The sequence below is a fragment of the Enterobacter cloacae complex sp. P27C genome (assembly GCF_014895705.1).
GTDB classification, from domain to species: Bacteria; Pseudomonadota; Gammaproteobacteria; order Enterobacterales; family Enterobacteriaceae; genus Enterobacter; species Enterobacter bugandensis.
The window spans coordinates 225,972-239,781 of sequence record NZ_JADBQB010000006.1 but is presented as its reverse complement, the minus strand read 5'-3'; the positions used below and the strand labels follow the sequence as shown (position 1 = coordinate 239,781).

The 13,810-nt window shown below is 55.2% G+C and carries 11 protein-coding genes; 3 read left to right on the top strand and 8 right to left on the bottom strand.

The window, feature by feature from the left end; genetic code table 11:
- Positions 1-14 precede the first annotated feature (14 nt).
- Together cysI and cysJ are read right to left on the bottom strand one after the other, a co-directional pair.
- Positions 15-1,727: an assimilatory sulfite reductase (NADPH) hemoprotein subunit gene (gene cysI, locus IM291_RS14370; RefSeq protein WP_045261277.1), complete on the bottom strand. Its 1,713-nt coding sequence runs from the start codon at positions 1,725-1,727 to the stop codon at positions 15-17.
- The gene (gene cysJ, locus IM291_RS14365) at positions 1,727-3,532 is read right to left on the bottom strand and encodes an NADPH-dependent assimilatory sulfite reductase flavoprotein subunit (RefSeq protein WP_041908421.1); all 1,806 of its coding nucleotides are present in this window, start codon (positions 3,530-3,532) and stop codon (positions 1,727-1,729) included. Before cysJ ends, cysI begins: the two co-directional genes overlap by 1 nt.
- Before the next feature lie 306 nt (positions 3,533-3,838).
- Between cysJ and queD the strand changes: the two genes are divergently transcribed.
- Positions 3,839-4,201, top strand: a complete 363-nt coding sequence (gene queD / locus IM291_RS14360) for a 6-carboxytetrahydropterin synthase QueD (RefSeq protein ID WP_003862700.1) — start codon at positions 3,839-3,841, stop codon at positions 4,199-4,201.
- A gap of 28 nt (positions 4,202-4,229) precedes the next feature.
- On the opposite strand, the gene queE is transcribed toward queD, so the two are convergent.
- From queE to IM291_RS14345, 3 genes are read right to left on the bottom strand one after another with little or no spacing between them, the layout of a single operon-like run.
- A complete protein-coding gene (gene queE / locus IM291_RS14355; protein ID WP_028014249.1) occupies positions 4,230-4,901 on the bottom strand; it encodes a 7-carboxy-7-deazaguanine synthase QueE in 672 nt (223 codons plus the stop codon).
- A gap of 54 nt (positions 4,902-4,955) precedes the next feature.
- Complete coding sequence (locus IM291_RS14350) at positions 4,956-5,663, bottom strand: N-acetylmannosamine-6-phosphate 2-epimerase (protein WP_048998529.1); 708 nt, start codon at positions 5,661-5,663, stop codon at positions 4,956-4,958.
- Entirely contained in the window at positions 5,663-7,222 is a 1,560-nt protein-coding gene (locus tag IM291_RS14345; RefSeq protein WP_192987139.1) for a maltose/glucose-specific PTS transporter subunit IIC, read from the bottom strand. The genes IM291_RS14350 and IM291_RS14345 overlap by 1 nt, the downstream gene beginning before the upstream one ends.
- A 165-nt stretch (positions 7,223-7,387) precedes the next feature.
- Between IM291_RS14345 and IM291_RS14340 the strand changes: the two genes are divergently transcribed.
- Positions 7,388-8,212: a MurR/RpiR family transcriptional regulator gene (locus tag IM291_RS14340; protein WP_028014252.1), complete on the top strand. Its 825-nt coding sequence runs from the start codon at positions 7,388-7,390 to the stop codon at positions 8,210-8,212.
- A 357-nt stretch (positions 8,213-8,569) separates the two neighbouring features.
- The gene (locus tag IM291_RS14335; protein ID WP_041908416.1) at positions 8,570-9,679 is read left to right on the top strand and encodes an SDR family oxidoreductase; all 1,110 of its coding nucleotides are present in this window, start codon (positions 8,570-8,572) and stop codon (positions 9,677-9,679) included.
- Between the two features lie 53 nt (positions 9,680-9,732).
- Here the strand turns inward: IM291_RS14335 and eno are convergent, their stop codons facing one another.
- The 3 genes from eno to mazG all read right to left on the bottom strand — a co-directional run bounded on the left by eno (position 9,733) and on the right by mazG (position 13,765).
- Entirely contained in the window at positions 9,733-11,031 is a 1,299-nt protein-coding gene (gene eno, locus IM291_RS14330; RefSeq protein WP_006811784.1) for a phosphopyruvate hydratase, read from the bottom strand.
- Between the two features lie 81 nt (positions 11,032-11,112).
- The gene (gene pyrG, locus IM291_RS14325) at positions 11,113-12,750 is read right to left on the bottom strand and encodes a glutamine hydrolyzing CTP synthase (RefSeq protein ID WP_028014254.1); all 1,638 of its coding nucleotides are present in this window, start codon (positions 12,748-12,750) and stop codon (positions 11,113-11,115) included.
- A gap of 223 nt (positions 12,751-12,973) precedes the next feature.
- Positions 12,974-13,765: a nucleoside triphosphate pyrophosphohydrolase gene (gene mazG / locus IM291_RS14320; RefSeq protein WP_045261274.1), complete on the bottom strand. Its 792-nt coding sequence runs from the start codon at positions 13,763-13,765 to the stop codon at positions 12,974-12,976.
- Positions 13,766-13,810: the final 45 nt, after the last annotated feature.

The following is a 13,810-nucleotide window of genomic DNA, read 5'->3' as shown; positions in this document are numbered from 1 at the left end:
ATTACCTCTCGTGGTTACTCCCAGAAATCCCTGGCGGGATCGAGCACCGGGCGAATGATGCCCGCACGCACCGTAAAGTCGCCGAAGCCTTCACCCGCTTCGCGCTCTTTCGCCCAGCGCCCGACAAGCTCGTCGATGGAATCAAGAATTTCCGGCTCGGTGATGTTCTCGCGGAACATACGTGGAATACGCGTGCCGATACGGTTACCGCCCAGGTGCAGGTTATAACGACCCGGCGCTTTCCCCACCAGCCCCAGCTCGGCCAGCATCGCACGACCGCAGCCGTTCGGGCAGCCCGTCACGCGCATAACAATATGCTCGTCCGGAATACCGTGTTTTTCCAGAATCGCTTCCACTTTGTCAGTAAATGACGGCAGGAAACGCTCGGCTTCGGCCATCGCCAGCGGACAGGTCGGGAACGACACGCAGGCCATCGAGTTTTCACGCTGTGGCTTCACCGCATTCATCAACCCGTGCTCGCGCGCCAGCTCCTCAATTTTCGCCTTTTCGCTTTCCGGCACGCTGGCGACGATCAGGTTCTGGTTAGCGGTGATACGGAACTCGCCTTTGTGGATCTTCGCGATTTCCAGCAGACCGGTTTTCAGCGGGCGGCCCGGATAATCCAGAATACGGCCATTTTCAATGAACAGCGTCAGGTGCCAGTTATTGTCGATGCCTTTCACCCAGCCGATGCGATCGCCGCGACCGGTGAATTCGTAAGGGCGGATCGGCTCAAATTTGATCCCCGCACGACGCTCCACTTCCTCTTTGAACGTTTCAACGCCCACGCGCTCCAGAGTGTACTTGGTTTTCGCGTTTTTACGGTCGGTACGGTTGCCCCAGTCGCGCTGGGTGGTCACTACTGCTTCCGCCACGGCCAGCGTGTGCTCCAGCGGCAGGAAGCCGAACTCGCTCGCGGTGCGGGCGTAGGTTTTCTTGTTACCGTGTTCGATGGACAGGCCGCCGCCCACCAGCAGGTTAAAGCCAATCAGCTTGCCGTTCTCGGCAATCGCCACGAAGTTCATGTCGTTGGCGTGCAGATCGATGTCGTTCTGCGGCGGGATCACCACCGTGGTTTTGAACTTACGCGGCAGGTAGGTCTGACCGAGGATCGGTTCTTCGTCAGTGGTCGCTACTTTTTCCTGATCGAGCCAGATCTCCGCATAGGCGCGGGTACGCGGCAGCAGGTGCTCGGAAATTTTCTTCGCCCACTCATACGCTTCGGCGTGCAGCTCGGACTCGTACGGGTTCGAGGTGCAGAGCACGTTACGGTTCATGTCGTTGGCGGTCGCCAGCGCGTCCAGTCCCACGGAGTGCAGCATCTGGTGCACCGGCTTGACGTTCTTCTTCAGAATCCCGTGGAACTGGAAGGTCTGACGGTTGGTCAGGCGGATGCTGCCGTAGATCGTGTTTTCACCGGCAAACTTGTCGATCGCCTGCCACTGTTTGGTGGTAATCACCCCGCCCGGCAGACGGCAGCGCAGCAGCATCGCGTGACGCGGCTCCAGCTTCTGTTCTGCACGCTCGGCGCGGATATCGCGGTCGTCCTGCTGATACATGCCGTGGAAACGGATCAGCAGAAAGTTGTCGCCTTTGAAACCGCCGGTCAGGCCGTCATTCAGATCTTCAGCAATGGTGCCGCGCAGATAGTTGCTTTCCAGCTTCATGCGCTCGGCGTCTGTCAGTTTACCTTCGACCACCAGTGGCCCTGGATGTTTTTCGCTCATTAGTAGACATCTCGCTGATAACGGCGCTCAACGCGCAGCTCACTTAAAAATTCATCCGCCGCTTCGGCATCCATACCGCCGAATTCGGCAATCACTTCCAGCAGTGCCTGCTCAACGTCTTTCGCCATGCGATTGGCGTCGCCGCAGACATAAATGTGGGCACCGTCATTGATCCAGCGCCACAGCTCTGCGCCCTGTTCGCGCAGTTTGTCTTGTACGTATACTTTTTCTTTCTGATCGCGGGACCAGGCCAGATCGATGCGGGTCAGTACGCCCTCTTTGACGTAGCGCTGCCACTCAACCTGGTAGAGGAAATCTTCGGTAAAGTGCGGGTTGCCGAAGAACAACCAGTTTTTACCCGGCGCGTCGTCCGCGGCACGCTGCTGCATAAAGGCGCGGAACGGCGCGATGCCGGTGCCCGGGCCAATCATGATCACCGGCGTCTCCGGGTTCGCCGGCAGGCGGAAGTTGTCGTTGTGCTCGATAAAGACGCGCACCTCGCCCTCTTCTTCCACGCGGTCCGCCAGGAAGCTTGATGCCCCACCCGCGCGGGCGCGGCCTTCGATGTCGTAGCGCACCACGCCGACGGTAACGTGAACTTCGCTTTCCACTTCCGCCTGGGAAGAGGCGATAGAGTACAGGCGTGGGGTCAGCGGACGCAGCAGACCGATCAGCGCATCGGCATCCAGCTGTGCCGGAGAGAAACGCACCATATCGACAATCGGCGTCGTCGCGGCGTAATGCTGCAGCTTCGCTTTGTCGCCCACCAGCGGCAGCAGGGATTCGCTGCGCGTTAGGGTGGCATAATTCTCGACGATATTCGGGGTGTTCACCGTCAGCTCGAAATGCCACTGCAGCGCCTCTGAAAGTGGCTGGGTTTTGCCGTCAACGGTAACGGGCTCGTCACCCTTCAGCCACAGCAGTTCCACCAGCTCTTTCACCAGCGCCGGATCGTTCTGATACCAGACGCCCAGCGCATCGCCAGGCTGATAGCGCAGGCCGGAGTCGCCAAGATCGATTTCAATATGGCGCACGTCTTTTTCCGAGTCGCGGCCCGTAATTTTCTGGTTCACCGACAGGCTCGCCGTCAGCGGCGACTCTTTGGTGTACGGGCTGGTGTGGATCTCATTGACGGTGCCCGCAGCGGTCACCGCGGCCTGTGCTGGCGTCTCTTTCGGGACGCGGGCTTTTAATACCTCAACGATGCGCGCACGCCATTCAGCGGCGGCAGTCTGGTATTCCACATCCGCGTCCACGCGGTCCAGCAGGCGCTCCGCGCCCAGCTCCGCCAGCTTGCTGTCGAAGTCTTTACCGGACTGGCAGAAGAATTCATAGGAGGTATCGCCCAGGCCAAAGACGGCAAACGCCGTGCCGTTCAGCTTCGGCGCTTTTTTCGAGAACAGGAACTTATGCAGCGCCACCGCTTCTTCAGCGGGTTCACCTTCACCCTGGGTCGAGGCGACCATCACCAGCAGTTTTTCTGACGCGATTTGTTTGAATTTATAATCCCCGGCGTTGACCAGGTTCACGTTCAGTTTGGCGGCCAGCAGATCATCACGCAGCGCTTCGGCCACGCGGCGGGCGTTGCCCGTCTGCGAGGCGCTAATCAGCGTAATGGCAGGAATTTCCACGGCCGTTGCCGGTGCGCCAGCCACCGCGCCAGGCTGCTGGTTGAGCATTCCCCAGAAATAACCGGAGACCCAGGCAAGCTGAGTGGGAGAAAAATCAGAGGTGGCAGCCTGAAGGCGCGCCAGTTGCTCCGGGTTAAGGGGAAGCAAATTTGAAGGTGGGGCCTGTGTTGTCATGCGTCGTTATGTTCCAGTAGCCAAGCGGACTTTAAGCGAATAAATCCAAACTGAAGATAAGGTTAACGGCGTGGATAATAACAATTAAAGAAGGGATGGAAATAATAAATAACCAAATGGACTAACCTGTTTTAGTTATCGTTCTTAGCGATAAAAACGATTGAATAACCATTTGAAATAAAAGTATAAAAACCAATAATCACCCTGAATACCGGGCGTTCACCGTTCAGAGCCGTTTTAGTTAATGCTAAAAATTGTGCTTTCCGGTACTATGCGGCGGTTTTTTCCGCATTACTGAGAGCGATCATGTCCACCACACTGTTTAAAGATTTCACCTTCGAAGCCGCCCACCACCTTCCGCACGTTCCTGCAGGACATAAATGCGGCCGCCTGCACGGGCATTCGTTTATGGTGCGTCTTGAGATCACCGGTGAAGTTGATCCGCATACCGGTTGGATCATGGACTTTGCCGAGCTGAAGGCCGCGTTTAAGCCGACCTACGATCGTCTGGATCACTACTATCTCAACGATATTCCGGGTCTGGAAAACCCGACCAGCGAAGTGCTGGCAAAATGGATCTGGGATCAGATGAAGCCGCTGGTACCGCTGCTGAGCGCGGTGATGATCAAAGAAACCTGCACGGCAGGCTGCGTGTATCGCGGAGAGTAAAAAAAGCCCGGCAAAACCGGGCTTTTTTCTAGGCAATATTCAGATACTTGTGCGTCTGCATCGACAGGCGCCAGTTGCGCGCAATGCAGGTTTCAATGCACAGGCGCGTCGCATCCTCTTTCTGGCTGATCGGCTGCAGGGCGATTACCCGCTGCTTCTCGTCCGTCAGCGTCGCCAGCAGTTCATCCAGCGCTTCGATATCACGTACGCGTCCTACCGGATGCTTAATTTCATCCGCGCGCTCCAGCGCCTGAGACAGCACGTCATACCCGCCACGCATATTCACTTTTGGCGATACCGTCACCCAGGTGGTGTGTGAACAGCGCACTTCATGGGTGCCGCTGGTCTCAATCTGGCAGCTGTAGCCGTTCTTTTCGAGCAGCTCGGTCAGCGGCGTCAGATCGTGAATGCAGGGTTCACCGCCGGTGATGACGACGTGGCGAGCCGTCCAGCCCTGGCGACCAATTATGGCCAGCAGGTCTTCTGCACTGCCCGCGCCCCACTTATCACTCTCTTTGGTTTTCGCCAGAATGCTAAACAGCGACACTTCCCGATCTGCGAGCTTATCCCACGTATGTTTGGTATCACACCAGGCACAGCCAACCGGGCATCCCTGTAAACGAATAAAGATAGCGGGAACGCCGGTAAAGTAACCCTCGCCTTGCAGGGTCTGGAACATCTCGTTAATCGGGTACTGCATAGTCATCTCAGTAAAGGGGATAAACGATAAGTATCGCAGATCCCCGTCGGATGGTCATGCTCCATCGGTGCTTTGCGCGCTAATCGCCGCCATAAAGCGCGCGGTAATTTGCTGTGGGCGGGTGATCGCCCCGCCGACAACGACCGTATGCGCGCCCAGCGCCAGACACCGGGCCGCGCGCTCGGGCGTATCCACGTTGCCTTCGGCAACCACGGGGACCGTCACGGCCGCCAGCACCGCTTTCAGGAACGCACTGTCATTCTCCGGAAGCGTATGGCCTGCCGTTTCCGCCGTATAGCCGTACAGCGTGGTGCCAACGCAGTCAAAGCCAAGCGTCTGCGCCGTCACGGCTTCGTCTACGGTGGAAATATCAGCCATCAGCAGTACCGAGGGGTAACGTGAGCGGATGGCCGTGACCAGTGTTTCCAGGGATTCACCGCCAGGACGTTCCCGCGCCGTCGCATCAAGGGCAATGATTTCCGGAGAGACGGCCATGAGCTCATCCACCTCTTTCATCGTAGCGGTGATAAATACTTCGCTCCCTGGATAGTCCCGTTTGATGATGCCGATAACCGGTAAAGACACCTGCTGCTTAATGGCCTCGATATCCACCACGCTGTTGGCGCGAATGGCGAAGGCTCCGCCCTGTGCCGCCGCCAGCGCCATTCGCGACATGATAAACGGGCTGTGCAGCGGTTCGTTTTCCAGCGCCTGACAGGAGACGACCAGTTTTCCCTTCAGGTTATCCAGTACATTTTTCATTACGATAAGATCTCTTCCACTTCGTTTTTGATAATCGTGACGTGCGGGCCATAAATGACCTGTACACCGTTACCGCGCACGATAACGCCGCGCGCGCCGGTGGCTTTCAGCGCCGCGTCATTCACTTTGCTGCCGTCTTTGACCGTCACGCGAAGCCGCGTGGCGCAGCAGTCCACCTCTTCCAGATTGTCTTTTCCGCCTAACCCGGCGATCACCGCCGCAGCGCGCTCGCTTTGCGGCAGGCTGACGTCATCAACCATCGCCTCCTTTTCACGGCCCGGCGTGGCGAAATCAAAGCGGTTAATCAGGTAGCGGAAAGTGAAGTAGTAGAGGAAGAACCACGGCACGCCGACCAGCGGAACGAACATCCAGTTGGTTTTGGCCTCCCCCTGCAAAATGCCGAACAGCACGAAGTCAATAAAACCACCGGAGAAGGTCTGCCCGATGGTGATGTGCAGCATGTGCGCGAGCATAAACGCCAGCCCGTCAAACAGCGCGTGAATGACGTAGAGCACCGGGGCAATGAACAGGAAGGAGAACTCGATGGGCTCGGTAATTCCCGTCAGGAATGAGGTTAACGCCGCGGAGAGCAGCAGCCCGGCAACGCGCTTTTTGTTCTCCGGTTTCGCCGTGTGGTACATCGCCAGACACGCGCCGAGCAGGCCAAACATCATCGTGATAAAGCGCCCGGACATGAAGCGTGACGTGCCTTCATAGAAATGCTGCGTGTTCGGGTCGGCGAGCTGAGCGAAGAAGATCCGCTGCGTGCCCTCAACCAGGTGGCCGTTGACGATCTCGCTGCCGCCGAGCGCGGTGGTCCAGAACGGCAGATAGAAGATGTGGTGCAGACCAAACGGGCCAAGCATGCGCAAAATAAAGCCGTACAGCAGCGTGCCAAGATAACCGGTGGCATCCACCAGCCCGCCCAGACCAAAAATAAGCTTCTGGAAATGCGGCCAGACCACGGTCATGATCGCGCCAACGAGTATTGCCGCCAGCGAGCTGATAATCGGGACAAAGCGCGAGCCGCCAAAAAAGCCCAAGAACTGCGGAAGCGCTATCTTATTAAACCGATGATGCAGCGCGCAGGTCACGAGACCAATCACCACGCCGCCAAACACCCCGGTTTCCAGCGTCTGAATACCCAGCGTCATGCCCTGCCCTACAGCGCCCGGGTTCTCGTGCGCCAGTTTGCCTGTGAGGATCAGCAGCGCTTTGATGGTGGCATTCATCACCAGAAACGCGAGTAGCGCTGCCAGTCCCGCCGTGCCCTTATCGTTTTTTGCCAGCCCGACGGCCACCCCAACCGCAAACAGCACCGAGAGGTTCGCAAACACAATCGAACCCGCACTGCTCATAATGGTGAAAATGGCCTGCAGCCAGCCCACATCTAAAAACGGATAGGCCGCCAGCGTATTAGGGTTCGATAACGCCCCGCCGATACCGAGCAGCAGACCCGCCGCGGGCAATACGGCGATAGGCAACATAAAGGATTTGCCAAAGCGCTGCGCTTTTTCAAACCATCCACCCGACGAAGCGCCACTGAATATTTGCATCATTTTTTCATCCCCCCATTAAAAGATGAAAATTTTTACCATATAAATATTTCATAGTGAAAATTATCATCACAAACCAGGAGGCCGATCATACTTTTTTAAAATGACTGGCATCTTTCCCCCGCTTTCCGCCACACTAGTCGCAGTGAAACACATTAAGGACGTGGCATGTCGGACCATGAAAACCTGCTGCTGAAGCTCCGCCAGGAGGCTTCCGGGTACAGCCCAACGCAACAAAAACTCGGTGAGTTTGTCCTCAGCGACCCTGCCCGGGTGCTCTACCTGACCATCACCGAACTGGCGCGAGAGAGCCACACCAGCGAGGCCAGCGTGACGCGTCTTTGCCGGACGCTGGGGTGCAAGGGGTATAACGAATTCAAAATGGCGCTGGCGCTGGATATTCAGCAGGGCCAGCCCGCGCGTCAGGCGGGGGATGAGATTGACAGCGTGGTGGATGAATCGGTGCAGGCTTTGCAGGATACCGCGAGACTCCTCGACCGCGCGCTGCTTGAAAAAGCCGCACTGGCGCTGCATCAGGCGCAGTCCGTGCAGATTTATGGCGTCGCGGCCAGCGCGATCCTCGGGGAGTATCTGCATTACAAGTTATTAAGGCTGGGTAAATCCGCACAGCTGTTTAGCGATATGCACCGCGCAGCCATGAATGCGACCACGCTTTCGGCAGAGACGCTGGTGGTGGCGATCTCCAGCTCCGGTTCAACGCGAGATTTACTTCACGTGGTGAAACTTGCCCGCAAGCGCGGGGTGAAGGTTCTGGCGCTCAGCAACACGCCCCGCAGCCCGCTGGCGTCTCTTAGCGATATGCTGCTGGTGGCCGCCAAGCCAGAAGGCCCTCTTAGCGCGGGCGCGCTCAATGCCAAAGTTGGGGTGATGCTGCTGGTCGAATTACTTACGACATCCATGATTGCGCTGGATGGTCATTACGCTGACGTCAGCCAGCAAACGGCCAGCGCCACGCTTCCTCTTCTGCTCTGAAAACCATTCGCAGGCTAAATAAAATAGCCTGCGTTTTATTTTGCTCAATTTTACTTAAGCAGGGCTCAATTCATTTATATGATAAATGTTTGGTGTAACAAATTATTTTGTTTATTACAGTTTGAATTATTTCCATCTCGCCACCCAAGAGACAAAAACAGATTAAAATCATCAAGTTAAAATAAAAACATGAATAAATTGAATTTTTACGCTTTCTGCAATGTCCAATATTTTCACCTGATTTCCTTTCCTTAAAATAAGCTTAAGACGCTGTCGGTCCCGACGTTTTATTATTTAAACGCCGTTTACTTTTGCGCGCCTACAATCCGCCTCATCAATCATAATGAGACGGTAATAATGAAGATGTTATTAATTACAGGCGTGACCGGGTTTCTGGGCGGTGCAGTACTTGAAAAAATCCTGACCAGCGATCAATCCGTAAAACTCCTTTTGCTTGCCCGTGCCGGCGATCCGCAAAGCGGGCTGGCGCGCGTGCAGGAGAACATGCGTAAGTTCAACATTTCTGAGGAGAAACTGGCCTCCCTGAGCGTGGATAATATCCTCATCGGCGACCTCAGCCAGCCGGAAGCCTTTCTGAACGATCCCCGTCTGGACCAGGTTACGCATGTCGTTAACTGCGCGGCAGTTGCGTCTTTTGGCAATAACCCGCTGATCTGGAAGGTGAACGTAGAGGGTACGCTAGCGCTGGCGCGCCGCATGGAGCAGGTCGCAGGGCTGCAGCGTTTCCTGCATGTAGGCACCGCAATGTCATGCACGCCGGAGCAGGATTCGCTGGTCGCCGAAAGTGCGGAATTCAGAGAAAACGCTGAGCACCTGGTGGAATATACGTATTCGAAGTCAACCATCGAACAGCTGATGCGCCAGGAATGTCCTAACCTGCCGCTGCTCATCGCCCGTCCGTCCATCGTCGTCGGCCATACCCGCCACGGCTGCACGCCGTCGAGCAGTATCTTTTGGGTCTTCAGCATGGGCCTGATGCTGCAGAAGTTTATGTGCTCGATGGAAGACCGGATCGACGTTGTCCCGGTAGATTATTGCGCCGACGCAATGTTAATGCTGCTGAGCAGCAACGCGCGTCCGGGGGAAGTGGTACACATTTCAGCCGGGGAAGAGAACAGCGTTCGCTTTGCGGATATCGATCGGGCAATGGCGCAGGCGCTGGAGAAAGCGCCCGTTGGCGATAAGTACGCGCAGGTCAGCTACGAAACGCTGGTCAAAATGCGCCGTGAACTGAAAACCATTTTTGGTCCGTGCAACGAACGTCTGATGCTGAGAGCGATGCGCTTATACGGTGCCTTTGCCACGCTGAACGTGCGCTTCAGCAACGATAAGCTGCTCAGCATGGGGATGCCGAAGCCACCTCGTTTTACGGATTATATCGCCCGCTGCGTGCAAACCACCCGGGGACTGACCATTCCCGAGCAGATGGCGGTCGATTTTAAATAATCAAAAAAAATGCCAGTCATTCGACTGGCATTTTCATGTTAAGGCTTAAGCAATTATGCCTGACCTTTGATCTCTTTACGACCGTTGTAAGGTGCTTTTTCACCCAGCGCTTCTTCGATACGAATCAGCTGGTTGTATTTAGCAACACGGTCAGAACGGCTCATAGAACCGGTTTTGATCTGGCCAGCAGCGGTACCAACAGCCAGGTCGGCAATGGTCGCGTCTTCAGTTTCGCCAGAACGGTGAGAGATAACAGCGGTGTAGCCAGCGTCTTTCGCCATTTTGATCGCAGCCAGCGTTTCGGTCAGAGAACCGATCTGGTTGAATTTGATCAGGATGGAGTTAACGATGCCTTTCTCGATGCCTTCTTTCAGGATCTTGGTGTTGGTTACGAACAGATCGTCACCAACCAGCTGGATTTTGTCGCCCAGTACTTTGGTCTGGTATGCGAAACCATCCCAGTCAGACTCGTCCAGACCGTCTTCGATAGAAACGATCGGGTACTGTTTGGTCAGATCTTCCAGGAAGTGAGTGAACTCTTCGGAGGTGAACGCTTTGTTGCCTTCGCCAGCCAGAACGTATTTACCGTCTTTGTAGAATTCAGATGCTGCACAGTCCATCGCCAGGGTGATGTCTTTGCCCAGCTCGTAGCCTGCTGCTTTAACCGCTTCAGCGATAACAGCCAGTGCTTCTGCGTTAGAACCCAGGTTTGGCGCGTAGCCACCTTCGTCACCAACAGCAGTGTTCATACCTTTAGCTTTCAGAACTTTAGCCAGGTTGTGGAACACTTCAGAACCCATACGAACCGCTTCTTTCAGGGTTTTCGCGCCAACTGGCTGAATCATGAATTCCTGAATATCAACGTTGTTGTCTGCGTGCTCACCACCGTTGATGATGTTCATCATTGGTACAGGCATAGAGTATTTGCCTGGGGTGCCGTTCAGTTCAGCGATGTGCTCGAAAAGTGGCATACCTTTAGCAGCGGCTGCTGCTTTGGCGTTCGCCAGGGAAACGGCCAGGATTGCGTTCGCACCGAAGTTAGATTTGTTTTCAGTACCGTCCAGATCGATCATGATCTTGTCGATGCCAGCCTGATCTTTGGCATCTTTGCCAACGATAGCCTGAGCAATAGGACCGTTAACAGCGCCAACCGCTTTCAGTACGCCTTTGCCCATGAAACGGGATTTGTCGCCATCACGCAGTTCCAGCGCTTCACGGGAACCCGTAGAAGCACCTGATGGAGCAGCTGCCATACCGACGAAACCACCTTCCAGATGAACTTCGGCTTCAACGGTCGGGTTACCACGGGAGTCGATGATTTCACGACCGATGACTTTAACGATTTTGGACATTAGATTTTCCTCAGTACAAGTTAAACTAAAACTCCAGACAAACAACGCGTACCGTTGGTACGCGTTGCCGTTCTAACTTTTTTACTTCGCCTGACGCTTCTGGTACTCGCTGGCGGCTTTCACGAAGCCTGCAAACAGCGGATGTCCATCACGCGGCGTTGAAGTAAATTCCGGGTGGAACTGGCAGGCAACAAACCACGGATGGTTTGGCACCTCGATGATCTCGACTAACTGATCGTCCCCGGAGCGACCCGCAACACGCAGGCCCGCGGCTTCAATTTGTTTCAACAACATATTGTTGACTTCATAGCGGTGACGATGGCGCTCGGTGATGACCGGCTCGCCGTACAGCTTGCGAACCACGCTATCGTCGGACAGCTGGCAGGCCTGCGCGCCAAGACGCATAGTGCCACCCAGATCGCTCTTCTCGGTACGGACTTCGACGTTACCGTCTTCGTCGCGCCATTCCGTAATCAGCGCCACGACAGGGTACTTACAGTCTGGCACAAATTCCGTAGAGTTCGCGTTTTCCATTCCCGCTACGTTGCGCGCAAATTCGATCAGCGCAACCTGCATACCCAGGCAGATGCCGAGGTATGGAATATTGTTTTCACGCGCATAGCGTGCAGTGGCGATCTTGCCTTCAACACCACGGTAGCCGAAGCCGCCAGGGATGAGGATAGCATCCAGATCTTTCAGAATTTCAACGCCACGTGTTTCAACATCCTGCGAATCAATCAGCTTGATGTTCACGGAGACGCGGTTCTTCAGACCACCGTGCTTCAGCGCTTCGATAACGGACTTATAGGCGTCCGGCAGTTCGATGTACTTGCCGACCATACCGATAGTCACTTCGCCTGCCGGGTTCGCTTCTTCATAAATAACCTGTTCCCATTCAGACAGGTTAGCTTCCGGACAGTTCAAGCTGAATCGTTTACAAATATAATCGTCCAGACCCTGTGATTTCAACAGGCCCGGGATTTTATAAATGGAATCGACATCTTTCATTGAAATAACGGCTTTTTCAGGCACGTTACAGAACAATGCAATTTTCGCACGTTCGTTCGCTGGAATGGCACGATCGGAACGGCAAACCAGGATGTCAGGCTGAATACCGATGGAGAGCAGTTCTTTAACGGAGTGCTGAGTCGGTTTGGTTTTCACTTCACCTGCCGCCGCCATGTAAGGCACCAGCGTCAGGTGCATGAACAGCGCGTGTTCACGACCAATGTCTACCGCCAGCTGACGAATCGCTTCGAGGAACGGCAGTGATTCGATATCACCCACGGTACCGCCAATTTCAACCAGCACAACGTCATGCCCTTCGCCACCGGCAAGTACACGCTCTTTGATGGCGTTAGTGATGTGTGGGATAACCTGCACGGTCGCGCCCAGGTAGTCACCGCGGCGCTCTTTACGCAGAACGTCAGAGTAGATGCGGCCAGTCGTAAAGTTGTTACGACGGGTCATTTTGGTACGAATGAAACGCTCGTAGTGGCCAAGATCCAGATCGGTTTCAGCGCCGTCTTCAGTAACGAACACTTCCCCGTGTTGGGTTGGGCTCATGGTGCCAGGATCGACGTTGATGTACGGATCCAGTTTCATCATGGTCACATTGAGGCCACGGGCTTCAAGAATGGCTGCGAGGGAGGCTGCGGCAATGCCTTTACCCAGAGAGGATACGACCCCGCCGGTCACAAAAATATAGTTCGTTGTCATGCTGAACCTGAGAAGTTAGGGTGAAACGATGGAATAACCAGGACGGGAAAGTAGTATACCCGAACACGGCGAGCGCCACAAACTTTCATTCTCCGTCTCCATTCCAGGCCATGACAAACATAAGGAGTGAGAAAATAGCCCCTTTTGGGTAAATGTTTTTGACGCAAATCAAGCGCTTGTCATTTAAAAAATCACACAAATTGCGCTTGATCGCAAAATTCCGTTAGAGATCAGATTCCTGGCGTTTTACTTCCTGCCAGACTTCTTCCATCGCGTCGAGGTCAATTCCGGTCATTTCCAGGCCGCGCGAGGCCACAATCCGCTCGACTTCACGAAAGCGTCGTTCGAATTTCAGGTTGGCTTTTTGCAGCGCGGTTTCCGCTTTTACCCCTAGATGGCGAGAAAGATTGACGGTGGCGAACAGCAGGTCGCCCATCTCTTCCTCAAGCTTTGCTTCATCGACCACCGCCTGCTGCGCTTCATGCATCACTTCGTCGATCTCTTCATGCACTTTATCCAGCACGGGTCCCAGGGAATCCCAGTCAAATCCTACCGCCGAGCAGCGCTTTTGAATTTTGTGGGCGCGCATCAGCGCGGGCAGGCTCAGCGGGATGTCGTCCAGCGCAGAGTGTTGGGACTTTTCAGCGCGCTCGGCGCTTTTAATCTGCTCCCAGCGGGCCAGCACCTCTGCGCTGTTTCCTGCGGTGGCATCGCCAAAGATATGCGGATGGCGGCGCTCCAGCTTGTCGCTGATAGCGGCACAGATATCGTCAAAGTTAAAGCGCCCTTCCTCCTGCGCCATCTGGGCGTAGAACACTACCTGGAACAGCAGGTCGCCGAGTTCACCGCGCAGGTCATCGAAATCCTCACGTGAAATGGCGTCCAGCACCTCATAGGTCTCTTCGAGGGTATAAGGTGCGATGGTCGCGAAAGTCTGCTCCTTGTCCCACGGGCAGCCGTTTTCCGGGTCGCGCAGGCGTTTCATGATGCCGAGCAGGCGGTCGATTTGAGTCATAGTTCTGTCCTGATGAAAAATGCCGGGTGGCGGCGTTGCCTTACC